This window comes from Vibrio sp. 1-Bac 57, from assembly GCF_037546855.1.
Lineage (GTDB): Bacteria > Pseudomonadota > Gammaproteobacteria > Enterobacterales > Psychromonadaceae > Psychromonas.
Genome location: NZ_JALAAC010000004.1, coordinates 1 through 24,965, shown reverse-complemented (window position 1 = coordinate 24,965; position 24,965 = coordinate 1). Strand labels below are relative to the sequence as shown.

Genomic DNA, 24,965 nt, shown 5'->3' with positions numbered 1-24,965 from the left:
TTAATTTCCTTTTTTACGTAGCAATAGCTGCGATATTACAATTAAGACTACTGACCCAACAAAGAGTAAAGTAGAGATAGCATTAACCTCTGGCGACACACCAACACGGACCATGGAATATATTTTAAGTGGTAATATTTCATAGCCTGGCCCCGTTACAAAAGAACTCACAATCACATCATCGATGGATAACGTGAAACTTAACAACCAACCCGATGCTACCGCTGGTAATATCATTGGTAGGATAATTTTACTAAACACCTGCCATTCGTTAGCACCCAAATCGCGCGCTGCTTCCGTGACCGACATATCCATGCCTTTTAAGCGAGAGAAAACACTAATGATCACAAATGGCAAACAGAAAGTAATGTGTGCAATTAAAAGCGAAATATAGCCGAGTTCAATACCCAAAGTAACAAATAAAATAAGTAAGGCAATCGCCATCACAATGTCCGGTGTTAACATACTTACAAACACCAGCGAAGAAACCGCACCTTTACCATAAAAACGATAACGTTGTAATGCAACTGCCGCTAAAGTACCAATCACAGTTGCAGCTGTAGCACTGGTCAATCCAACTTGTAAGGAGTGCCAACCTGCTTCCATTAACGAATCATTTTCAAATAACTTCTCGTACCATTTGTAGGTAAAACCACTCCATTTATTACCGTAGCGAGACTCGTTAAAAGAGTTAACCACTAAAATAAAAATAGGTGTGTACACATAGCAAAGTACTAGCCCGATAAACCCTAATCTAAAAATTCGAGTCATTGATGCCCCCTTCGCGATTCGACATTTTTGTCGCTCGGTAATAAAGCCAAAGCATAAATGATAATAATAAAATCATTAAAATACTCAACGCGGCACCAAATGGCCAATCACGTGTTTGTATAAACTGGTTCTTAATGACATTGCCCAATAACGCATGCTTTGAACCGCCCAATAAATCCGCCACAAAAAACATGCCCATGGCTGGCAAAACCACCATCAAACACCCGGCAATAATACCCGGCAATGTTAAGGGTAAAGTAATACGCATTAAACGTTGGCTTGCACTTGCACCGAGGTCTTTAGCCGCATCTAACAATTTGAAATCTAATCGCTCCATAGAGGAATAAATAGGTAAGATCATAAAAGGTAACAGGATATAACTGAGACCAAAAATAACCGCAAACTGGCTATATAACATGTCCAATGGTTTATCAATCAAACCGACAAATTGCAGTGCTTCATTAATTAAGCCTTTTTTACCTAACAAAAATTGGATCGCATAAATACGTACCAAAGAATTTGTCCAAAATGGCACAATTAATAGAAACAACACAATACCACGCCAGCGTTTTGGTAATGACATCAAGCACATCACAAAAGGATAGGCGATCGCTAAACAGATCACAGCCGTAATCATGGACATCGACAGTGAATCCCACAACAATGCAATAAAGGTCGGATCGAAAACACTTTTCCAGCCTTCTAGGCTAAATTTATACTGTATTAAAAAATCAGCATCACGAGTTAAGAAACTGGTCACTAAAACCATTAAGCTTGGCACTAAAACAAACAGTGCTAGCCAGCTTGTAGCAAGACCAATAGCCCAAAAACGAAACTGATTAAATTGTTTGTTCATAAGGCAATACCACTTCCCAACCGGTTATCCATTGCAATGCGACTTTTTGACCTAAGCGGTAGTCAAAGTCGGGATCATCTTCATCAAAAAACTCACTGGCAATCACATTGGTGCCAGTAGATAAACGAATATAAGAATCTAAGGTTTTCCCTTTATAGTTACATTCGTGAATATGCCCTTCTATGTGCACAGTATTCGCCGCTAATTCAGGTTTAGTTAAGCGTACATCTTCAGGGCGAAGTAATACGTGTACTTTGTCATTCGCGGCAAAAGGGTAATCCGTTTGCACAACCCAATCAGCACCTTCAGCAACCACTTCAACGTGTTTTTCATCAATGCGACGCACAACATGGCCATCAAACTGGTTAATTTCACCAATAAAGCGTGCCACAAAAAGATTGACCGGCGTTTCATAGATTTCACGCGGTGTGCCTATTTGCTGTACCTTGCCTTTGTTTAACACCACGATACGATCTGACATCGACAACGCTTCTTCTTGGTCGTGCGTAACATAAACAAAGGTGATGTTAAGTTGACGTTGTAATCGCTTTAACTCTATTTGCATTTCTTGACGTAATTTGTAATCAAGCGCACTCAACGACTCGTCTAACAATAATAAACGCGGACGATTAACCACAGCGCGCGCAATAGCCACACGTTGTTGTTGTCCACCGGATAATTGATGTGGTTTACGTTGAGCAAAACTTTCTAAACGCACCATACGTAATGCTTCAAGTACACGGTCATTAATTTCTGCCTTGGGTACTTTATGCATGATCAAACCGAACGCGATATTGTCATACACTGTCATATGAGGAAATAAAGCATAACTTTGGAACACGGTATTCACGGGGCGATGTTCAGCCTTAAGAATAGAGATATCTTTTTCATCAAGCATTACTTGCCCTTGGTCTTCTTTGTCAAAACCAGCAATAATACGTAGCACTGTCGTTTTACCACAGCCTGATGGACCTAATAAGGTAAGAAACTCACCGTCGTAAATTGTAAGATCTAACGCATCTAAAACCGTATTATCGGCATACGTTTTACTGACCCCAGAAAGTTGTAAAAGAGGTTGGCACCCAGTCACATTCAATATTCCAAATATATAGCCATAATGGCAGTTAACATTATCTTAAGTTTTTCGCTTAAGCGTTTAAGAACTCACATTAAAAACAAGTCTTTATTTTGTTCATGTTGCAATCTTTAACGTAGATCACAATCGGCGCGATTGTACCTACATATCAATCAAACTCAATAAAAAATCAAAGCAAATAAGAAATTATTTTCATACTATTATTTACATTAAAATGTTTAAAAAACAAACAAAAAATTTTATAAATAAAATCGACAAATACAATCATCTTATCGCTATTGAATTCTAGTAATGTCTGACATTAGTCGTGCTTAACCATATGAGAAGTGAATAAGTGCACAATTAATATGCCTCATAACAGCAGTACATAAATTAACCGTTAATATTTGGTATTGCGCTATCGAGTTGAATACGTAAAGAGCAAAATGAGGATTGAGTGGAATAGATACAGTTTGAAATAGATATAGAGAAAGTAGGTATAGTGTGAGAGGTATAGTACAAAATAGATAAATAATTAAATGAAACCGTACTGCTGTTAATCAGGTAGCAATACGGTTGTCGATAGCAAGTTACAAACTTGTTTTAATCTTTGTTTTGCTTTGGTTCTTCAGGTAAAACTAAGTTTAAGAAGATCGCCGTAATACCACCTGCCGCCATGCCAGAAGATAAAATACTTTTCACCCAGTCCGGCATGAACTGAAGAATTTCAGGGTTCTGCCCAATGCCTAATCCCATTGAAAATGATAGAGCCATGATTAAAATAGCACGGCGATCCAGATCACAACGAGAAATGATACGAATACCTGAAGCTGCAATGGTACCAAACATAACCACCGTCGCTCCACCTAATACTGGCTCAGGAATTAATTGTACTAAGTTGGCTACACCAGGAAATAAACCAAGTAACACCAACATACCCGCCACAAAATAACCAATATATCGACTTGCTACACCCGTTAGCTGAATAATTCCGTTGTTTTGGCTAAAGGTAGAATTAGGGAAGCTATTTAATAACGAAGCGATAGCCGAGTTCAAACCATCTGCTAATACACCGCCTTTTATACGTTTCAAATAAAGTGGGCCAGAAACCGGTTGCTCAGATGTTTCAGAAGTCGCAGTAATATCGCCTATCGCTTCTAATGACGTCACCGCAAATACAATCACCAAGGGAATTAATAATCCCCAATCGAAGCCTAAACCATATTGCATCACCGACGGAACTGCGATTAAAGCTGTTTCAGGCGCATCAGTTGTGTTTAACATCCCCATAAACCAAGCTAATACCGTACCAGCTATCATTGCAATAACGATCGATGAAACACGTAAATAAGGATGCTTTACGCGATTCAATAACACAATAAAACCTAATACGGTCCCTGCTAACATTAAGTTATCAAGGCTACCGAAACTACCATCTTCAATTGCTGCATAACCCCCGCCCATGGAGGTTAAACCAATTTGGATCAATGTCAGACCAATCAGCGTAACAACAATGCCTGATACAAGCGGTGTAATAATGCGTTGCGTATGTTGTAGCACCCGGGAGATAAATGCTTCGGTTAATGAGGCAAAGAGAATCGTACCGAAAATAGCAGCCATCATAGTACTAATATCCGCACCGCCGGCTTTAAGCGCTAAGCCAGCACCAATGATCGGACCTAAAAAATTAAAACTAGTGCCTTGAATTGACAATAGACCAGAGCCTATCGGACCAAAGGTACGAATTTGAATAAAAGAAGCAATACCGGAAGCAAACAATGACATGCTAACGATGGTATTAGTATCGCTGGCAGGTAACCCCAATGCTTGGCATATAATTAAAGAGGGAGTGATCACTGCAACAAACATAGCTAATAAATGTTGAGTCGCTGCAAAAAGTGTTTCAGGCAGTGGCGGTCGATCATCTAAACGATATATAAGATCAGAATTTCGTTGTGTTTTAGTCTTACTATGCTGTTCAAGCATGGTGTTTGTATCCTTGGTATATTTACCTTTTAACTATTTTTGTAAAATTAATCACCTCATCTATCGCGCTTGTACTTGCAAATAAAAGAGCAAGAACCATAGCCAAAAAGCACCGATAACGATTGATGTGATTTTTGAGTGCGTCATTTGAGGTTGATTTTTCTAACAAATAAAATATTTAAATGGTAGTGAGTATTTCTTGATCCCTACAGGATGCGCTGAATGGGCACCTATCTGTGAAGGCTGGATAATTCTGTGATTGCTGTTACTCAGAACCAGACCAACACCAGGAGAAATGAAAGTGGTTTAAATCCGGCGCTATTTTAATTCGCTTTTAATAAATAGCAAACAATAGTGAAAATACTCTGGGAAATAATCAATAGATATCAATGTAATACAATAATGTTATTAAGTTGTTAACAAATAATAGCTCCATGATGAAGGTTCAAACAGTTGCGGATTGTTAGCTCATATACAAAACTTGGGGGGCTTAAGGTCAGGCTTATACGTTTAATTAAACTTGTTTTATATTAAAAATATACATTAAGACAATCAGTTCTAAGATGAAAACATATTTAATAGGGTTAGTGAAACAACATTAAGCGATGTATGGTATTAACGGCGAACTGGAAAACCTGTTCAACTTCACAATAGGCTGAATTCAGGCCGTTCTACCTCTCACAACGAAAAAAACAGACTTTTAACCTAAATTTAACACTTATATTGGTTTAATATCATTTTTAAACCCATAAAAATCAAAGAAAATAGTCAATAAAACTAGCTTAAATCATCTACACTATTTATGCTGAATATGCTTTGACTTTAAACAACTAATATCACTGCATATTTTATATAAGGAAATTAACATGTATAAGGAAATAAACATGATAAAAACACGAAAATTTATGCCCTTCTTTCTATTAGCCTTTAGCACCAATGCTTTGGCTGAAGAAATGAGTGGATTTGGACAAGCGGTTAACTCTCTAAGTCAATCAGTTGATGGTTTTTTTAGTGATTACACAGGTTGGTTTGTTAGCTTAATATTTAAAAGTGTTCCTATTGGCGAAGCAAGCTTTCCATTAATCGTTGGTTGGTTATTAGTAGCAGCCTTGATCTTCACTATCTATTTTGGCTTTGTACAGTTTAAACGTGTTGGACTAGCGATTAATATTATAAAAGGTAAATATACAGATCCTAACTCTAAAGAAGAAGGCGAAGTTTCTCACTTCCAAGCTTTAACAACCGCCCTTTCAGGTACTGTTGGTCTTGGTAATATTGCCGGTGTTGGTGTCGCACTTGCGATTGGTGGCCCGGGCGCAACTTTCTGGATGATCTTATGTGGTCTTCTGGGCATGGCGTCTAAATTCTGTGAATGTACTTTAGGTGTAAAATACAGAACTATTTTACCATCGGGTGTTGTATCTGGTGGTCCAATGTATTACTTAAGCCAAGGGTTAAGTGAAAAAGGCCTCGGTGGTTTAGGTAAAATATTAGCGGTTGGTTTTGCATTAATGTGTATTTTAGCAACGTTAGGTGCTGGTAACATGTTCCAAGCAAACCAAGCACATGCAATGTTAACGTATGCCTTTGACGTACCAAGTGAATATGGTGTTATTACTGGTATTGTACTGGCTTCATTAGTATTTTCAGTAATTGTTGGTGGTATGCCTTCAATTGCATCGGTAACTGAGCGAGTTGTTCCATGGATGGCTGCGTTATATGTAGGCATGGCACTTATTGTTATTGTTGCAAATATTGAGCAAGTAGGTCCTGCTTTTGCTTCTATCGTTGAAGGTGCTTTCACTGGTGCAGGTGTTGTTGGTGGTTTCATTGGTGCATTAATTCAAGGTCTAAAACGAGCGACCTTCTCCAATGAAGCAGGGGTCGGTTCCGCAGCGATTGCTCACTCCGCAGTTAAAACTAAAGAACCTATTACTGAAGGTCTTGTATCTTTACTAGAACCATTCATTGATACTGTTGTTATTTGTACCATGACGGCATTAGTCATCATCATTGCAGGATTAAATGTTGCACCTTTTGATGGCAGTGGTTTAACAGGCGTAACATTAACAGCCGCATCATTTACTGAAACTGCAGGCGTCTTTAAATACTTACTAGCATTAGCAGTTATCATGTTTGCATTCTCAACAATGATTTCTTGGTCATACTATGGATTGAAAGCATGGACTTACCTATTTGGTGAAGGTAAATCAACAGAATTTATTTTCAAGGTTATTTTCTGTTTATTTGTAGTTCTTGGTGCGACCATCCAGTTTGGCGCTGTTATTGACTTCTCTGATGCGGCTTTATTTGCAATGTCTATCTTCAATATCATTGGTTTATACTTCTTAATGCCAATCGTGAAAAAAGAATTACATTCATTTATTGCTCGTGTTAAATCTGGCGAGATAAAAACATACGATACAAAATAAACTACACTGACTGATCTTTGTAGAGCATTCAGCATAAAACAGTTTATTAACGGTTTTTGTTAACCGTATTTAATAAAAAACTCACTTCGGTGAGTTTTTTTGTATAGGATACTCACTACTTATTTTGTATATATTTTCTACATAATAAAGATTAGCAAGTGTATTTTATTTCTTTCAGCGTTGGCTATTACAGACGATATACAAGGAAGGTATATGAACGAGAATGATAACGAAACGGAAACAGTAACAATTGATTTAACACGCCCACTACTGCGAGACGGCCCTAAATTTTTATCACATAAGGTGGTTGTTATTAATGATATTGCTTTTTTGCGACCGACCATCACTGCCATGTTATTTTGTGTCGTTTACATTGTTGTGGGGGTATTTTTAATGAGCCTTGCAAGTTACCAATTAATGGTTTTAAGCAAATATGACTTTGCCATTTTTCTTGGGGGATTTGGTATCGCAATAAGCACTTTCGGTATATCATTAATTCAACCATTTATGAGTCGAGTCAGTTTTGATCGAAAAACCGGTGTGTTTAATAACCATAAAGACCGTGACGTTAAACTCCAAAACATTACCTCTATACAAATAAATAACAAAATTATTCAACGTAAACATGCATTAAACTACGCCTGTTATGAATTGAATTTATTAACTGAACATGGACGAAGAATTAATATTTTAAACCATAACGATCAACAGCAGTTACTACAAGACGCTGAGTTATTAGGCTCTTTTTTAGGTGTGGAAGTAAATGACTGTCGAAGAGAAATTATTTTATAAGTGCATCACACTCCCTGTGTCAGATGAGTGATTAATTGTATCAGTGTAGTGATTAATGTAATCCCTTATGAGCGATTACATTATTAGACAATGTTACAACAAGTCGAGTATGACTTTATTTGCTCATTTTTTAGATTAAGAAAGTCACCCACCGATAACGCAAAACTATAGCGAATAAAATTCAAACGCTTCTAACTGGCAGAATCGCAATAAAATGCCAAACAGAGCAAAGCTTTTAAAACCTGATTCAATACGGCGACCAACGACTAACCTGACAACTTTTACCTTGCACTGAAGATACCTTACACGGAAGAAAGCACCCACTTTGTTTATTCAGTAGTACTTTTCCGACCTGATAAAAAGTAATTACCTAATGCCAATACCACACTTGCTAACATTAACAATAATGAAACAACATTAATCACCGGTGTCGCGCCCTCTCTGAGACGGTCATAAAGTGTAATTGTTAAAGGGCTATCTGAGCCAACTAACATCAGAGTCGTATTGAAGTTCTCAAAAGACATTAAAAAACTGATCACGGCAGCGCCAATAATTGCAGGTAATAAATACGGAATAGTAATCGTACGGATTGCTTGTAACTTAGTGGCTCCCAAGTTCAAAGCAGCTTCCTCTAAACTTAAATCAAAGCTGCGCAATCTGGCAGCTACAATTAAGGTGCAAATCGTAGTAATAAAAGCAAATTGACCAATTACTACCAATGTTAAACCTGGCCTCAACAATTCAATATCGATTGCCCATACATCATCAAAATAATTAGCAATGCTTGAACTCATGATTAAAATCGATACGCCTAAAATAACTCCAGGTATTACCAAAGGTAATAACATCAACATATATAAAACACTTTTTCCTCGAAATGTTGCCCGTTCAAACAAAAAAGCATTATTGACTGCTAACGCAACAGCCAAAACAGTCGTACAAGTTGCAACTAGAAAGCTGGTTGCAACTGATTGATATAACTGAGGGTCGTGAAATAACCCTAGCATCGGCTCTTGATCAGAGAAAAACCAATCCCAAGTAAAACCATGCCAAGGGAGAGAGGGAAACATACTCTCATTGAACGCAAATACAGCAACAACCACTAAAGGAGCCATTAAAAAAGTAAAAAATATAAAAGCATATATCCTAAAACTAGACTTAAACAGTGCTGACTGCGGAATAGATGGGATCATACGGCGTCTCCTAGGACATCACTTTGCTGAATGATTGACGGCTAAGTTTCAACCCAAGCCAAACAATCAAAGAAGAAATACTTAACAATAGAACACCAAATGCCGAGCCCTGTTGCCAATTAAACCGCGTAATAAATTGCGTAAATATTTGCTCAGTGAACCATAAACTTGATTTACCACCCAATAAAATAGGTGTTAAATAATTACCCAGCGTAAGCATAAAGACCACAATGCAGCCAGATACGATGGCAGGTTTAGCATGCGGCACAATAATGTGCCAAAACACAGATAATCCGTTGCCGCCTAAGTCATATCCCGCTTCAATATAACTATCATCAAGACTTTCTAAGGTAGATGTTAACGGCACAACCATAAACAGCATACTGCTATAAACTAGCCCTAACATAATGGTGGCATCGGTATATAGAAACTCAATCGGCCCTTCCGTAAAGCCTATATATTGTAGAAAAGAGCTGATCACACCACTTTCACGTAACAGAATCATCCAGCCATAAGTTCTGACTAACTCACTCACCCAAAATGGAACCAAACAAAGCACCAACAACAAGCCCTTGGCACGACCTCGTAACATCTTTGCGATGTAGTAAGAGATTGGAAAAGCGATGATTAACGTTAATATAGTGGCAATTATTGACATCACAGCAGTGCGCAGAAAAGTGTTCCAATAAAGAGGCTCAGTAAAAAATTCAATATAGTTACTCAAACCATATTCATAGATGCGTGGTGCAACACGCTCTTGCAATGAAATATTCAGCATGGTCAACTGCGGCAAAATAACTAACAATACTAGCCATAGTAATAACGGGCAAAGCAGTAACAGTAAGCCTAATTTAAGCGGTGTGTTTGATTTTCCTTTAATGGCCATCTATTCATTTGTCCTGTATTTTAGGAAAAACGTTAACTTGCTGCATAGGAAATGAAATTTGTAATTTATCGCCTTTCTTTAAGTGCATAAATTCAGCAGTTTGTGGTAGTTTCACTTTTATCTCTTCGCTAGAGGTTTGCTCTTCTACTAACAACTGACTATTTGCACCATCAAATAAAATATTGTTCACTTTGGTATGTAGTTGATTAGTATGTAATTGATTCGTTTGTAATTGAGTACTTTCTACTTTAGATTCTAACATCGGTGAAATATGGATAGCTTCAGGGCGTATAAACACCTCAACCGCTGAACCAATAATAAACGTTTTATTCTCAGGTTTTTGTACTTGTAACACTAAGCCAGATGCTGTTTTTACCTGTAATGAATCTGATAAAATATCCATCACCTTAGCTAACCACTTATTACTATCACCAACAAAACCTGCGACAAAGGCATTATCTGGTTGAAAATATAACTGCTGAGGGTCACCTACTTGTTGAAATTGCCCATGATTCATCACCGCAACCTGATCGCTCATCACTAACGCTTCCGATTGGTCATGGGTAATATAAACAAAAGTGGTTTCGAATTCCTGTTGTAGTTTTTTTAGTTCTACTTTCATGTGCTCACGCAACTTCAGATCTAAGGCGCCTAAAGGTTCATCCAGTAACAAAACATCAGGATTCAGCACCAAGCATCTCGCAATCGCTATCCGCTGTTTTTGTCCGCCAGATAATTGTGCTATTTTCTTTTCGCCACTGCCACTAAGGTTAACACGCGCTAACACTTGCTCTACTTTATGTTTGATTTCAACTTTATTAATCCCTTGGCGATGCAAACCATAGGCAATATTTTCTGACACATTCATATTAGGGAAGAGTGCTAAGTGCTGAAAAACCATATTGACCGGGCGCTTATTAGGCGCAACACCCACCATCGACTTGCCTTTAATAAAGATATCACCCGATGTCGGGTCGTCAAATCCAGCTAACATACGCAGCAGAGTGGTTTTACCACAGCCAGAAGGCCCTAGAATAGAAAAGAAACTGCCCTTTGGGATGGCAAATGAGACTTGGTCAACGGCAGTGAAATCATCAAACTGTCTGACGAGATCAGTGCATTGCAAATCAAAATCCGTATTATTAAGCAAATGAGTTCCTAATTAATAATTGAATGGGTTTTACAATAAAAAAATTTAGGTGCAACCAAAGTTACACCTAATTAATGCTAATTAAAATACTGAATGCTATTTTGCTGCTTTAACGCGGTCTAATACTTTACCTTCAATCATTTCTAAGCCAGCAGGCACCGGTGGATACCACTTAATGTTATCAATTGACGCAGTATCAAAGCTTGATTGATACTTAGCTCTCAATGGCGCATTAACAAATTCATCAGCTCCTTTAGACGCAGTAAAATTGCCTGCAGCGTCGGTGATCATCGCCGCTATTTTTGGTTGCATTACAAAATTTATCCACTTATAAGCAGCGCTTTCGTTTTTACTTTTACGCGGTATTACAAATGCATCTATCCAGCCTAATGCACCCGACGTTGGCGCAATAAAATTGATCGCCTGATTGTCATCATGTAATTGCCAGCCGCCAGCATCCCAAGCCATTGCAGCAACCGTTTCATCAGTACGCATTAAGTTTTTCATCGCATCGCCACCGGACCAATAGGCCTTAACGTTACCTTTACAACTAATTAGCTTATCCTGCACTTTTAGCATAATTTTTTCATATTCTGCAGGATCGTTATAAGCAGCAAATGGGTCTAAGCCCATAGAAAAGGCAAAAGCTATTAAAGTAGGACGTTTTAAACGATAAGTGACTTTGCCCATATAAGCATCGTTACATAGGTCAGTATAATCTTTTACATCGGCTGCTTTTTCAGAATTAACAATTAAACCTGAAGTGCCCCAGATGTGCGGAACGCCATATGATTTACCATCATATATCGACGATTGTAATGTTGAATCCAACATACTAGCCACAAATAAACTCTTATCAATTTTGGATAAATCAATCGGTTTGTAGATATTAAACTCAGCTTGTGCGCTGGCAATCCTATCTTGACTAGGTTGAGCCAGATCAAAACCACCCCCACGGGTAGCAGACAACTTGGCAATCATGTCTTCATTGTTAGATTTAGTCACCTCAACATCGATGCCAGTTTCAGCTTTAAACATATCTACAACGGTTTTTGGCGCATAACCACCCCAAGTGAGTAACCGTAATGTTTCCGCATTAACAGATTGTGCTGTTATACATAAGGTAAAACCGACTGCAATTAGTGACTTACAATTTGAAATTTGCATTATTCTCTCCATAGATGTCTGTTATAACTAAAAAAGTAATACCAAATAAGAGAATCAATATAAGCAAAATAGTATGACATAAACATGACAGAAGTAATATTTATGTCAAAGATAAGACCTACATCAACTAACGAGAGATAATAGATTAGAGGTGAATTGGATAAAAATGCACTAATTACTAACAACAATTGACTAAGATAGAAGTTGAACAGGGCATATAAAGTAACGACTTCCACCACACAACAAAGCATGGTGACCACATGCGGAATACAATGATAGAAAGGCATATGAGACAGGGAAATTGGTGATTAGCAAGATTGAGCCATAACAAACTACCTCCAAGTGCAACAATATGCATCTTTAAAAGATAGTTTGTAAATAATCATCAACCAAAGTTTATAGATTTCCAGCACTTCACATCTTGAACTTCCCATAACTTGACTACTGACTATCCAAGATTCAGGCTACCGACAATTAAACTCAACTTGGCTGTCTGATTGAGACTTCCTTAAATCTATAAAGTGAAATAGCCAAAAGATGGCGTTGTTATGACAAATAGCAAACGTTCATAGACTTGAAATAAGTTATCAATATATTGTTTATAAAAAACTTAACTGCTTATCACCATGGCAACAAATAATACAATGCTGAGCAAAGCAGAAATGAGTGTTAGCTGACGTAACTTTGGCATTTGTAATGCCATCAAAAAACCAGAGATAATTAGTAACAGTAAAGCAATGGCAAACGCAGTCGCATAGACTTTAAAAGGAGTACCACCTTTTGCTTTGTGTAGCTGTACAAGCTGTCGATACCAGCTAGCATTTTCTATGGTTAATGTAATAATTAAAGGCTGAAATGTAGGCGCTAAAACAACATTAACGTTTGAACCACTCCATTCTAGCTGAAAAGAAGAACCTATTTTTTTAATTTTCGCATTACCTGATGGCAACCCTACATCTTGTTTTTGTAATTCATTTTTTGCCAATGCAACAAGCTCTGTCAGTCCTCCTTTAATTGGCTCTTTTATATGTAGTTCCTGGGTCGTTTTCTCAGTTCCACCTTTTATACCCCAAGTATAAAGAGCACCTGTTACAAAAAACATAATTGCCACAGGTAAGATAAAAGCGGCAAGTAACGTATGTGCTTTAATTAATAGCGAACGATTTATTTTTTCCATTAGTCTTTTCTCTGTCTCTTTTTTGTTGCTTTAAGTAGCTGTAGAACAACTCATTTTCAGCCCACGGATTTAAATAATACTAATTACGTTAAGTATGTGATCTAGATTTCGCCTAGGAAAACAATGTAATTCAAGGCGTAAATAGTTGTTCCCTTTACTAAATTTATAACCAAGAAGTCCACCGTTTTAACCAGTAAAATAGACCGCTATTTATCGTCATTGGTATAAGCGGGCACAGTAATTGACATTCAATACAGATTCAATACAGATTCAATAAATTATTCTATTTTCAGTAAGTAATTGATTAAATTAGAGGGAAAGTAGCTTTCTATAGGTAATTACTAGCGGTTAAGAAAAATATTAAGAAAAATGTGGACATCCATTGACTTGAACCATCAAAAATAATCCTATTTCCATTATTAAAACGGTAACCTGAAAATTTTTGATAGTAGAAAGTCATAAATTAAGAAAGGTTTTACGTAAATAATGGCTTATTGTAGCCGCTGCTAATAATATTTTTATTTTGTTTTAAATAAAAAATACGCGACTTAATGCAGCCGTAATTGGTTTTTACTGGCTATCCAACGTTTGCCTGTGTTACCTGCATAAGTAGCTAATGCTTCTAAAGAGCCCACCGCCCCGTGGTAATCTTTTCCAAAACTACTCGCCAGTGATAACCAAATATCATTTTCTAATCCTAGTGTTGATAATAACCTAGGCCGTTGCTTGAAATAGCCCCTCGTTTATCCTCTCGAATAATACGGCCACTCCAATCGACAAGCTCGATGTAATCTAATAGTGAAAATGGAATACCCTGCGTATCATTTTGATTTGCATTCATCACCAATAAAGCCAAACAGTGGTTTTTTATGATATAAACCTGACGGTTTTTCTTGTTGTTGAGCAACACCAACTTTTTTGCAAGGTAATAGGCGCTCATAAACTGATGTGTATTCTGAGCTTTCAACGCTAGCAGTCATTTTGGCACGGATTGGATTTAGGTCGACATAAGCCATGCAGGTTAATAGTGCATCTTTATCTAATAGCGCTTGCCTCACGATTTATAAGAAAGTAAAGCGTCCTTCCCACTAATTTGTAGGGAAAAAATTAGAACAGCTTTAGCTGGCCTGAAGGGTGAGCGCCATGGATGGCAGCGAATAAAATCGCCCTGAGCAGTTATCTTCTTTATTGGCTTTACGCGCAATAAATTCATTGCGGCAGCGCATAAACCATGAGATATCAGCTAATCGCCCTCTCCACCCATTAATAATAGTTAATGCAGCTTTATTTTCTGCTTCTGAGGTTGTTTGCTCGGATTGCCAACGCTCAACTAATACAGGTTTTGAATAGAGCTGACACCAACGCTCACAAACTTCTTCATGCGTTAAGTTTTCATTCTGTTGCTCATCGATGTGTAATACGAGGTGATAATGGTTTGACATGATAGCGTAAGCACAGATATCAATATTAAAAAGGGAAGCGAGGTAATGCATTCGCTCAACAACCCACTGACGACGATGCTCAAAGGATTTTATCTTCACCACACAAGTAAGCTCTGCGAATACAACGCGAAATACAGTGGTAATAAGGTGTATCAGATAATGATACTTGTGATTGGTGAGATTGAGTCATAATAAACTACCTCCTAAATGCAAAAACACGCATTTATAAAAGGTAGTTTAACGATGGCAATTATTCAAATAGATGGCTGTCCAGATCTTTTTTTCTGATTTCGGTGACTTTCATGGCGATGGCTGATTTGTTATTTTGTGGTGAAATTATTTGATCATAAATTGCCATGGAAGTCGCTCCCCTATCTTAATTACTTCTCAATATTCGTGGGGATTCGTCAGTATTTAAAGTATATCGACTTCTCCCCAGCTACTACACCATCTAAGTCTCAACTAATATTTTTAAAATAGATACGGGTATACCGTCAACTATTCTCTCCTCTATTGTTAACTTTTTTACTACCCCACTATGTTCATTAATCATATCCAAGGCTGATTGTATTTCTACTTTGCTTTGTTGTGAAATCACTACTTCTACATTATTGATAGGCATGATGTCCCCCTTTAATTAACTACGTTATTAGATAACCATTTCTGAATCTTCTCAATTGTTGATTTATCGCCAAGAGATACAGTTTGATTTTTTAACAGTGACTTTTTATCATCTACGGACATATTATTGCTGAATTTTTCATCGGGTTGAGCAATCCCCATTTCAATCATTTCTTTAAGTGCAGTGTCTAATTGTTGATCAGTAGAAAAATTATCAATGATATTATTGGCCTTTAAAGAAACCTCTTTTCCTAAATTCCGTTGTGCAGTAATTTCAGTTTTAACCTTTTTTTCAGCTGCTTCAATTAATTTTTCAGAAACTTCATCGTCACCAATAATTTTAGTAATAACAGAATTTCTAATGGTAGGATTTGCAGCAAGGTAACTTGCTGCTTTACCAGTTGCATAAAACTGACTGATTGAGAAGCCTGATTCATTTATACCTGCATTCTCAGAATTACCAGTTGTAGCTATCATTGATGGAATTGACAAGGTTCCTGCAGTTAAATTTTGTTTAATTGGCACATAGGCAAGTTCTTTTCGTTTATATCCCAATGTTATACTATCTGGCATATAACCTCTTTCAGGCGCAAAACTTGTAGTAAAACCCAGAGTTGTTTTTGTGCCAAAAAAGTAACGTCTAGTATTGTCGTTTATTTTCCCTTTTATGCTGGCAGGTTTACTAATAAGTTCAGAAAAATCAACTGATTCATTATCGATTGGATTTGATTCCGACCCTAAATATTGGGTCATAATGACAGCCGCATTACCGACCCCAAAATTTTGACTAACTCCAGCACCAAAAACATCAGAACTTATGGTACTTTTCGCGTTAACGCTAGCCAATAAAGGGAGTATTTCTCCATCTTCAGCAACCGGTGCAATACTCCCTTCATAGCGACCATAACCGACATCAAAAGTAAGTGGGTTTGTATCTACATCGATAGCTACCGATGTTTTAGTTACAAATAAAATACTATCTTTTCCCAGCGAACAACCCCAAAGGCTAAAGCATGAAAAGGTGATCAAAGTACATAGTTTTATATTCATAATTTACTCCTCATTTAGATAGATAAAGGTGCAATTAATTTTTTTAAGGTAATGTAAAGTGGATCTTTCAATATTTGATTTTTTGTCTATGAAGATAGTGCAAGCATCTTTTGGCATACTTAGTTTTTTGGAATTTTGATAGCCGATTACAAAGTCATTATCTACCAAACCAATACCGACAAAATAATATTCGGTATACATACCTTCACTAGGAGCATTAATAACATTAACAAACCCAAATTTTCGAGTAATGTTAACTTCATCATTTGAAGATACTTTGATAACAGAGCAAGAACTAATACTAGTTATTACAATAAAAAATAAGAATATTTTCATACCCTCTCCAACTTTAAACATAGCCAAATTCATCGACCTTTGTTTAGCTGATATATACAGAAGTTTCTTCAAAATAGTCCAAAATGCATTTATCTATCTAAAAACTCTCCAACGACACTCCATAAATTTACCCTAGTCCCTTATCGCTTTTATTCAACCAAACCAGACACAATATCAACTTTAGGTCACATACAAACATGTAAAACACAGTTTAAATTGTGATAAACATCTAGTTTTATGGGTTTATATCTTGCTTATTAGAAAGGAAATTTGTAGGTATTTATATTGGCTATTAGTAAGTAATTTAAGTAAATCGCTTACTAATAACCAAAAAAAGCCACTCAATTGAGTGGCTTCTTGTTAGCTATTTAAACTAGATTATTGATTATCAAATTAATGATTAACCATTAATGCGTTTATGTAACTCTTGAACTGAACTTACTGTTGCTTCTGGTGCTGTTGGGTCAGCAGTATGAGCACGGCAAGTTGCAAATGCACCGTTTAGCGTTGTGGTGTAGTTTACTTTGTAACGTAATGCTGCACGACGTAGCTGACGTGAATCTTCAATTGATACACGCCCTTCTGTTGTGTTCACAATGTATTTGTATTCACTGTTTTTAACACGGTCAAGAATGTGCGGACGACCTTCGCTCACTTTATTGACAAGGCGAGCATGAATGCCTGCATCTTGTAACACGATCATGGTGCCGTGCGTTGCATCTAGTTCAAAGCCTAAGTCCAGCATTTGTTGTGCGAGTTTAGCAACACGCTTTTTATCACTGTTACGTACAGAGATTAAGGCGCGACCAATTTCAGGCACTTCTTTAGTTGAACCTAATTCAGCTTTTGCATACGCTTCAGCAAAGGTAGCACCTGCGCCCATTACTTCACCTGTTGAACGCATTTCTGGGCCTAAGATTGGATCTGAGCCTGGGAATTTATTGAACGGTAATACTACTTCTTTAACAGAATAATACGGTGGAATAACTTCCTCAGTAATACCAAGTTCTTTCAGCGTTTTACCCGCCATCACACTTGCGCCTATTTTAGCAATTGGCACACTGGTCGCTTTAGATACAAACGGTACAGTACGTGCTGCACGAGGGTTTACTTCAATCATGTAAACTTCGTTATCTTTAACAGCAAGCTGTGTATTCATTAAACCAACAACGCCTAACTCTAATGCGAGGGCTTTAATGTAGCCACGCATTTCATCTTGAATTTCAGCACTTAATGTATAAGCCGGTAATGAACATGCTGAGTCACCAGAGTGAACACCCGCTTGCTCAATATGCTCCATGATGCCGCCAATAACAACATCAGTACCGTCACAGATTGCATCGATATCAACTTCAATTGCATCATCAAGGAAACGGTCAAGAAGAACAGGTGATTCGTTTGATACGCTCACGGCTTCTTTAAAGTAACGACGTAAATCAGTTTCGTCATAGACGATTTCCATCGCACGACCACCTAGTACATAGGAAGGACGTACTACTAATGGATAACCGATACGTGTTGCTGAAGTAACAGCTTGTTCAAGCGTGGTAACTGTATCGTTTTCTGGTTGTTTAAGGCCTAGGCGCTCAACAACTTGTTGGAAACGTTCACGGTCTTCTGCGCGGTCAATCGCTTCTGGTGAAGTACCGATGATTGGCACACCAGCGGCTTCAAGTGCGCGAGCTAATTTAAGTGGCGTTTGACCACCGTACTGCACAATAACACCTTTAGGTTTTTCAACACGTACAATTTCAAGCACATCTTCAAGCGTGATTGATTCAAAGTATAAACGGTCAGATGTATCGTAATCCGTTGAAACTGTCTCTGGGTTACAGTTAACCATAATCGTTTCGTAACCGTCGGCACGCATTGCTTGTGCTGCATGTACACAACAGTAATCGAACTCAATACCTTGGCCAATACGGTTAGGACCGCCACCAATGATCATGATTTTTTCATTATCAGTTGGGTTAGCTTCACACTCTTCATCGTATGTTGAATACATGTAAGCCGTATCAGATGAAAACTCTGCAGCACAGGTATCAACACGTTTGTAAACTGGATGTAGATCAAACTTCTCTCGTAATTTACGTACTTCAGTTTCAGATGAACCAATCACAGTAGCGATACGGCTATCGGCAAAACCTTTACGTTTTAATTTACGTAATGTGTCCGCATCTAAAGAACGTAAACCGCCTTCAGCTAGTTTTTTCTCTTCGTTGATTAAATCTTCGATTTGAACCAGGAACCAGTTATCGATCATAGTGATATTATGAATTTCTTCCATCGTCATACCTAAACGGAATGCATCACCGATGTACCAAATACGCTCAGCACCAGCTTCACGTAGTTCGTATAATACTTTGTCTTTTGCGCCAGCATCGTTTAAATCAACCATTGGGCTGAAACCATCAGCGCCCACTTCTAAACCACGAAGTGCTTTTTGTAATGATTCTTGTTGGTTACGGCCAATCGCCATTACTTCGCCAACTGATTTCATTTGTGTTGTTAAACGCGAGTTAGAGTTTGCGAATTTTTCAAAGTTAAAACGCGGAATCTTAGTTACAACGTAATCGATTGTTGGTTCAAATGATGCTGGTGTTTTACCGCCAGTAATATCATTTTGCAATTCATCAAGCGTGTAACCAATCGCAAGTTTTGCAGCGATTTTAGCAATAGGGAAACCCGTTGCTTTTGATGCTAATGCTGATGAACGTGATACACGTGGGTTCATTTCAATTAGAACCATACGGCCATCGGCAGGGTTAATACCAAACTGTACGTTTGAACCGCCAGTTTCAACACCAATCTCACGTAAAACTGCTAAAGAAGCATTACGCATTAATTGGTATTCTTTGTCTGTTAGTGTTTGCGCAGGTGCAACGGTAATTGAGTCCCCCGTATGAATCCCCATTGGGTCAAAGTTTTCAATCGCACAAACAATGATACAGTTATCATTTTTGTCGCGAACCACTTCCATTTCATACTCTTTCCAGCCAATTAATGATTCATCAATCAATAATTCACTCGTTGGAGAAAGGTCTAACCCGTTTGAACAAATATCGTCAAATTCTTCTTTGTTGTACGCGATACCACCGCCCGTTCCACCCATAGTGAATGAAGGACGAATAATACAAGGGAAGCCAACCATGTCTAATACACCGTAAGCTTCTTCCATTGTATGTGCGATACCTGCACGTGGACATTCAAGTCCAATTTTCTTCATGGCTTTATCAAAACGACTACGGTCTTCAGCTTTATCAATTGCATCCGCTGTTGCGCCAATCATTTCAACATTGTATTTCGCTAAAATACCTTTTTCTTCAAGCTCTAATGCACAGTTAAGCGCCGTTTGGCCACCCATTGTTGGTAATACTGCACATGGGCGCTCTTTAGCGATAATTTTCTCAACCACTTGCCAGTGAATGGGTTCGATGTAAGTCGCATCGGCCATTTCTGGATCTGTCATGATGGTTGCAGGGTTAGAGTTTACCAAGACAACACGGTAACCTTCTTCTTTTAACGCTTTACAAGCTTGTGCACCTGAGTAATCAAACTCACAGGCTTGACCGATAACAATCGGTCCAGCACCAATGATGAGGATAGTTTTTAAGTCATTACGTTTTGGCATCTGAATTACCTTTAATATCTGTTCTATGTATTCGAAAACAAGTGTTCTGATTAACTAAGCGTTTTTGTACTGTTCAATCAATTCAATAAAGTGATCAAATAAAGGCGCTGCATCATGTGGGCCAGGGCTCGCTTCCGGATGACCTTGGAAACTAAATGCCGCTTTATCAGTACGATGAATACCTTGTAATGAACCATCAAACAATGACACATGCGTCGCACGTAAATTTGCCGGCAAGGTTGCTGCATCAGCCGCAAAACCATGGTTTTGTGCAGTGATCATAACAACATCACGCTCTAAATCTTTCACAGGGTGATTAGCACCGTGATGACCAAATTTCATTTTCACTGTTTTTGCACCACTTGCTAATGCAAGTAACTGATGCCCTAAACAGATACCAAATACTGGAATATCAGTTTTTAGAATTTCTTGGATTGCTTCAATCGCGTAAGTACATGGTTCTGGATCACCAGGGCCATTAGATAAGAAGATACCGTCTGGATTCATTGCTAACACTTCAGATGCAGGTGTTTGTGCAGGTACCACGGTTAACTTACAATCGCGGTCAGCTAACATACGTAAAATATTACGTTTAACGCCATAATCATAGGCAACAACATGGTATTTACAATCTGTTTTCGGCTCGGGTAATCCACCTGTTAACGTCCAGCTACCTTGTGACCATTCAAATGATTCTGCAGTTGTCACTTCTTTAGCTAAGTCCATCCCTTTTAAGCCAGGGAAAGCTTTCGCTTGTGCCAGTGCAGCAGCTTCATCGATATTTTCACCAGCAATAATACAACCTGCTTGCGCGCCCTTTTCACGTAAAATACGCGTTAGTTTACGTGTATCGATATCAGCAATACCCACTACATTACGTGTGGTTAAGTATTCGCTTAAAGATGCTTGACTACGGAAGTTGCTTGCTAGAAGAGGTAAATCACGAATAACAAGACCACATGCATGAATTGATGGGGATTCTTCGTCTTCGTCGTTGGTGCCGGTGTTGCCGATGTGGGGGTAAGTGAGTGTAACGATTTGTCGTGCATAGGATGGATCAGTCAGAATTTCTTGGTAGCCTGTCATTGACGTGTTGAAAACAACCTCACCAACAGAACTCCCATGAGCGCCAATTGATACGCCTTTAAAAACAGTCCCATCTTCCAATACCAGTATGGCAGAATGACTCAAGTTAACCTCCATGAATAGCAAATAAATAAAAATTTATATAATCTGAGTGAGGCCATGCAGAGCATTTTTTCACCAGAAAATAGTAAAATTTGGCAAATTCCGCGTATTTTATAGATCTTCTGTGACGTTGGCCATTTAATTTTTAATTTTTTGTAAAAAAAATTACATAAATCTCAATTCATTTATCGCTATAAATATGTTAGCAAATGCTAGAAAAGTTACGGAGATCAAGTTTCGTTTATTTTAGTGCTCGAACAGCTAGAAATTAATGACAGTGGAGATAAAGAAGAGTAGCGTTGAGGGGAAATAACGGTTACTGAATATAGTTTAATCAATCAATAACCGTTTGATTTTTAAGACAGTACTTTAATTAAAGTTAAAGTAGCTGGCAAGGTTGGGATCAAAAACACAACCAATAAACCAAGAAAATGACGTAGGCTATATGGGTCTTTAAAATTTTCTTCTGACACGGTAACTTCCTTAACTTAAAATAGATAAATTGATTTAGATCAATGTTATTGTAACGTAAATTGATTGAAAATCAAACTAAGTAAAACTGAGGTTATTCTTCTTTAAAGTGGTAAAAGGTCTATTTATGCAACAATTACAATCACATCACGCTGCACCAGTCTGGTCATTCTTTGAAAAAATATGCGAAATCCCTCATCCTTCTAAGCATGAAAAGCAATTAACTGATTGGATTACTAATTGGGCACAATCAAAAAATATTGACTGTAAAATGGACAAAATAGGCAATTTAATACTTAAAAAATCAGCTTCTAAAGGGTTTGAAGACAAGACCCCTGTAATCCTACAATGTCACCTAGATATGGTGCCGCAAAAAAATAACGATAAAGTGCATGATTTTTTAACCGATCCAATCATTCCAATTGTAGATGGAGAATGGTTACGTGCAGACAATACAACTTTAGGTGCAGACAATGGCGTAGGTATGGCCTCTTGTTTAGCTGTTTTAGATGATGACAGCTTAGAACATGGTCCTATTGAAGTATTGATCACCACCGATGAAGAAACAGGCATGACCGGTGCATTTGGTTTAGAAGCAGGCGTATTGAACGGAAAAATTTTAATCAACACCGATTCAGAGCAAGAAGGTGAATTATACGTGGGCTGTGCAGGCGGTGTAAATGTTAACGTATTGCTCCCCTTTGAAAAAATGGAACCAGATAGTGCAGACAGTGCTTATGAAATCACTATTTCAGGATTTAAAGGCGGCCATTCCGGCGTAGATATCAATTTAGGCCGTGCCAATGCGATTAAAGAATTAGCATCGATACTTGATGACTTAGACGCAGCACCCTTTTTAATCTCTTCATTTTCCGGCGGTAGCTTACGCAATGCGATTCCTCGTGAAGCGACCGCAGTAATAGTTTGTGATCAGCAATATCAAAATAGTATTGATACAGTAATCAGTACCTTAAAAATTAAACTTAATGATAAATTCAAAGAAAGTGAAAGTAATTTTACACTTAGTATTAAATCTTGCGCATTACCGAGTTCAGTATTAACACACAGTAGTCATGAAAATTTACTAAAAGCATTACTGACCTGTAGAAACGGCGTATTTGCGATGGATGATAACTTTCCTAATGTAGTAGAAACGTCAAGTAACTTAGGCGTGATCACACAAAAAACCGGTGCGGTGAATCATTTTGCCATTCAAGTATTAGTTCGTTCACAAGTAGAAGCTGACAAGCAACATCAAGCCGATTTAATGGCAGAGCATTTTCAACAGTTCAATGCTCGCGTAGCAAAGGAAGGAAATTACCCAGGTTGGACACCCAATAAGCAATCGACAATATATAAAACCATGGAGAACGAGTATCAACGCTTATTTGGTAAAAAGCCTAAAACAATGGTCATACACGCAGGATTGGAATGTGGTTTGTTCAGTGACAAATACCCGCACTGGGATATGATTTCATTTGGTCCGACGATTAAATTCCCACACAGCCCCGATGAGAAAGTACACATAGCCTCAGTAGATAATTACTGGTCACTATTAAAAGCAACCCTCAAAGCCATTGATTAAATAAGTAAACGGCTTCCTGGTATTCAAAAGATTAAAGCAACCACGAAGCCGCTGCGCTGCACAGAGAGCACGAAGAAAAGCTAAATAATAAAGGTAGGATAAAGCTGAAAAAACTAAGATATTAAATATAAAACTTTAATTTTTTCATTATTTACAAAGCTTTTGATTTTACCTTCTTCACCCTTCGTGCCTTCGTGGTTAACCGCTTTTTATTTTCGCTTTGATCTTAAAACCAAAGCAACCACGAAGCCGCTCCGCTGCACAGAGAGCATGAAAAAAGGCTAAGACAGCAAAGATAAGATACAACCTCAAAGTAATGGATATAAAAGATGTAAGTTTTTTTATTCTTTAAAAGGTTTCGATCTTACCTTCTTCACCCTTCGTGCCTTCGTGGTTGCTTGAGTCTTTTGAATCTAAACCAAAGCAACCACGAAGCCGCTCCGCTGCACAGAGAGCACGAAGAAAGGCTAAAACAGCAAAGATAAGATAAAACCCTAAGACAATAAATGTATAAAGATTGAGTTTTTTGATTACTCATAAAGGTTTTTATCTTACCTTCTTCCCCCTTCGTGCCTTCGTGGTCAACCGCTTTTGCTCTTGCTTGTAGATTTTAGGTTTTATAGAAGAAGCCATTATCAACAAAACACCCTCACCCAAACACGATAACAAAAACCCACCGTTAAATTTTCCTAAATCAACCGCTTATTTTAGTAAAGACAAACAGGACGTTTGTCTTAGGCTCGTTCGGTACAGGGATGTACCGTAAGAGCCGGCACGTAAAAAATCAGCGGTGGGTTTAGATAAGAAAATGCTCGGTGTCAGTCTCTTTGCTTCTTTCTCTTCTGATAAGAGAAAGAAGATCGCCGTCAGGGCGAAATACACGGCAGATAAATATCAAGAGGCATCAACGAGCAAAGACGAGCGTTAGATATGAGTTATTAAGGTTTTGATCCTTACCTTCTTTACCCTTCGTGCCTTCGTGGTTAATTGCCTTTATCTTTTGATTTTCGCTTTGATCTTAGACCAAAGTAACCACGAAGCCGCTGCACTGCACAGAGAGCACGAAGAAAAGCTAAAAAATAAAAGCCAAACAACTAACGGACTTAAATATCAATGCAATACTTATAAAGGTTTTGATCTTACCTTCTTCACCCTT

19 protein-coding genes are annotated in these 24,965 nt (G+C 37.9%); 3 read left to right on the top strand and 16 right to left on the bottom strand.

Annotated features, from left to right (window positions below; all coding sequences use genetic code 11):
- The 4 genes from potC to MT391_RS03665 form a co-directional block, all read right to left on the bottom strand.
- A complete protein-coding gene (gene potC / locus MT391_RS03680; protein WP_499496962.1) occupies positions 1–771 on the bottom strand; it encodes a spermidine/putrescine ABC transporter permease PotC in 771 nt (256 codons plus the stop codon).
- A complete protein-coding gene (gene potB / locus MT391_RS03675; RefSeq protein ID WP_499496961.1) occupies positions 755–1,627 on the bottom strand; it encodes a spermidine/putrescine ABC transporter permease PotB in 873 nt (290 codons plus the stop codon). The genes potC and potB overlap by 17 nt, the downstream gene beginning before the upstream one ends.
- A complete protein-coding gene (gene potA / locus MT391_RS03670) occupies positions 1,611–2,717 on the bottom strand; it encodes a spermidine/putrescine ABC transporter ATP-binding protein PotA (RefSeq protein WP_499496960.1) in 1,107 nt (368 codons plus the stop codon). Before potA ends, potB begins: the two co-directional genes overlap by 17 nt.
- Before the next feature lie 588 nt (positions 2,718–3,305).
- Positions 3,306–4,688 (bottom strand): uracil-xanthine permease family protein, encoded by a 1,383-nt coding sequence (locus tag MT391_RS03665; protein WP_499496959.1) that lies wholly within the window; start codon positions 4,686–4,688, stop codon positions 3,306–3,308.
- A gap of 884 nt (positions 4,689–5,572) precedes the next feature.
- On the opposite strand from MT391_RS03665, the gene MT391_RS03660 reads away from it, so the two are divergent.
- Positions 5,573–7,120 carry an alanine/glycine:cation symporter family protein gene (locus MT391_RS03660; RefSeq protein WP_499496958.1) on the top strand — a complete coding sequence of 516 codons (1,548 nt, stop codon included), beginning with the start codon at positions 5,573–5,575 and terminating at the stop codon, positions 7,118–7,120.
- A gap of 213 nt (positions 7,121–7,333) precedes the next feature.
- Entirely contained in the window at positions 7,334–7,912 is a 579-nt protein-coding gene (locus MT391_RS03655) for a hypothetical protein (RefSeq protein WP_499496957.1), read from the top strand.
- A 329-nt stretch (positions 7,913–8,241) separates the two neighbouring features.
- Here MT391_RS03655 and MT391_RS03650 read toward each other — a convergent pair whose 3' ends face one another.
- The 12 genes from MT391_RS03650 to carA all read right to left on the bottom strand — a co-directional run bounded on the left by MT391_RS03650 (position 8,242) and on the right by carA (position 21,756).
- On the bottom strand, positions 8,242–9,105 hold the full coding sequence (locus MT391_RS03650; protein ID WP_499496956.1) for an ABC transporter permease: 864 nt from the start codon (positions 9,103–9,105) through the stop codon (positions 8,242–8,244).
- 10 nt (positions 9,106–9,115) lie between these two features.
- On the bottom strand, positions 9,116–9,991 hold the full coding sequence (locus MT391_RS03645) for an ABC transporter permease (protein WP_166370392.1): 876 nt from the start codon (positions 9,989–9,991) through the stop codon (positions 9,116–9,118).
- Between the two features lie 4 nt (positions 9,992–9,995).
- Entirely contained in the window at positions 9,996–11,141 is a 1,146-nt protein-coding gene (locus MT391_RS03640) for an ABC transporter ATP-binding protein (RefSeq protein ID WP_499496955.1), read from the bottom strand.
- 96 nt (positions 11,142–11,237) lie between these two features.
- Entirely contained in the window at positions 11,238–12,308 is a 1,071-nt protein-coding gene (locus tag MT391_RS03635; RefSeq protein WP_166370396.1) for an extracellular solute-binding protein, read from the bottom strand.
- Between the two features lie 610 nt (positions 12,309–12,918).
- Positions 12,919–13,485, bottom strand: a complete 567-nt coding sequence (locus tag MT391_RS03630; protein ID WP_499496954.1) for a PepSY domain-containing protein — start codon at positions 13,483–13,485, stop codon at positions 12,919–12,921.
- A gap of 697 nt (positions 13,486–14,182) precedes the next feature.
- Entirely contained in the window at positions 14,183–14,452 is a 270-nt protein-coding gene (locus tag MT391_RS03625) for a hypothetical protein (RefSeq protein WP_499496953.1), read from the bottom strand.
- Positions 14,453–14,603: 151 nt separating this feature from the next.
- Positions 14,604–15,029 carry a hypothetical protein gene (locus MT391_RS03620; RefSeq protein WP_499496952.1) on the bottom strand — a complete coding sequence of 142 codons (426 nt, stop codon included), beginning with the start codon at positions 15,027–15,029 and terminating at the stop codon, positions 14,604–14,606.
- A gap of 349 nt (positions 15,030–15,378) precedes the next feature.
- Positions 15,379–15,549, bottom strand: a complete 171-nt coding sequence (locus MT391_RS03615; protein ID WP_499496951.1) for a hypothetical protein — start codon at positions 15,547–15,549, stop codon at positions 15,379–15,381.
- 11 nt (positions 15,550–15,560) lie between these two features.
- Entirely contained in the window at positions 15,561–16,598 is a 1,038-nt protein-coding gene (locus MT391_RS03610) for a hypothetical protein (protein ID WP_499496950.1), read from the bottom strand.
- 3 nt (positions 16,599–16,601) lie between these two features.
- Positions 16,602–16,934 carry a hypothetical protein gene (locus MT391_RS03605; protein WP_499496949.1) on the bottom strand — a complete coding sequence of 111 codons (333 nt, stop codon included), beginning with the start codon at positions 16,932–16,934 and terminating at the stop codon, positions 16,602–16,604.
- A gap of 400 nt (positions 16,935–17,334) precedes the next feature.
- Complete coding sequence (gene carB, locus MT391_RS03600) at positions 17,335–20,565, bottom strand: carbamoyl-phosphate synthase large subunit (protein ID WP_499496948.1); 3,231 nt, start codon at positions 20,563–20,565, stop codon at positions 17,335–17,337.
- Positions 20,566–20,619: 54 nt separating this feature from the next.
- Positions 20,620–21,756, bottom strand: coding sequence for a glutamine-hydrolyzing carbamoyl-phosphate synthase small subunit (gene carA, locus MT391_RS03595; protein ID WP_499496947.1), 1,137 nt, complete (start codon positions 21,754–21,756; stop codon positions 20,620–20,622).
- Positions 21,757–22,351: 595 nt separating this feature from the next.
- On the opposite strand from carA, the gene MT391_RS03590 reads away from it, so the two are divergent.
- Entirely contained in the window at positions 22,352–23,809 is a 1,458-nt protein-coding gene (locus MT391_RS03590; RefSeq protein ID WP_499496946.1) for an aminoacyl-histidine dipeptidase, read from the top strand.
- The last annotated feature ends 1,156 nt before the right edge of the window (positions 23,810–24,965 follow it).

Bases quoted from the DNA above. Each gene is read 5' to 3' on its own strand.
- MT391_RS03590 (WP_499496946.1), top strand. From the start codon at position 22,352: ATGCAACAATTACAATCACATCACGCTGCACCAGTCTGGTCATTCTTT.
- MT391_RS03610 (WP_499496950.1), bottom strand. From the start codon at position 16,598: ATGAATATAAAACTATGTACTTTGATCACCTTTTCATGCTTTAGCCTT.
- MT391_RS03665 (WP_499496959.1), bottom strand. From the start codon at position 4,688: ATGCTTGAACAGCATAGTAAGACTAAAACACAACGAAATTCTGATCTT.
- potC (WP_499496962.1), bottom strand. From the start codon at position 771: ATGACTCGAATTTTTAGATTAGGGTTTATCGGGCTAGTACTTTGCTAT.
- MT391_RS03605 (WP_499496949.1), bottom strand. From the start codon at position 16,934: ATGAAAATATTCTTATTTTTTATTGTAATAACTAGTATTAGTTCTTGC.
- MT391_RS03615 (WP_499496951.1), bottom strand. From the start codon at position 15,549: ATGCCTATCAATAATGTAGAAGTAGTGATTTCACAACAAAGCAAAGTA.
- MT391_RS03660 (WP_499496958.1), top strand. From the start codon at position 5,573: ATGATAAAAACACGAAAATTTATGCCCTTCTTTCTATTAGCCTTTAGC.
- MT391_RS03655 (WP_499496957.1), top strand. From the start codon at position 7,334: ATGAACGAGAATGATAACGAAACGGAAACAGTAACAATTGATTTAACA.
- MT391_RS03630 (WP_499496954.1), bottom strand. From the start codon at position 13,485: ATGGAAAAAATAAATCGTTCGCTATTAATTAAAGCACATACGTTACTT.
- potB (WP_499496961.1), bottom strand. From the start codon at position 1,627: ATGAACAAACAATTTAATCAGTTTCGTTTTTGGGCTATTGGTCTTGCT.
- MT391_RS03650 (WP_499496956.1), bottom strand. From the start codon at position 9,105: ATGATCCCATCTATTCCGCAGTCAGCACTGTTTAAGTCTAGTTTTAGG.
- MT391_RS03635 (WP_166370396.1), bottom strand. From the start codon at position 12,308: ATGCAAATTTCAAATTGTAAGTCACTAATTGCAGTCGGTTTTACCTTA.
- carB (WP_499496948.1), bottom strand. From the start codon at position 20,565: ATGCCAAAACGTAATGACTTAAAAACTATCCTCATCATTGGTGCTGGA.
- MT391_RS03645 (WP_166370392.1), bottom strand. From the start codon at position 9,991: ATGGCCATTAAAGGAAAATCAAACACACCGCTTAAATTAGGCTTACTG.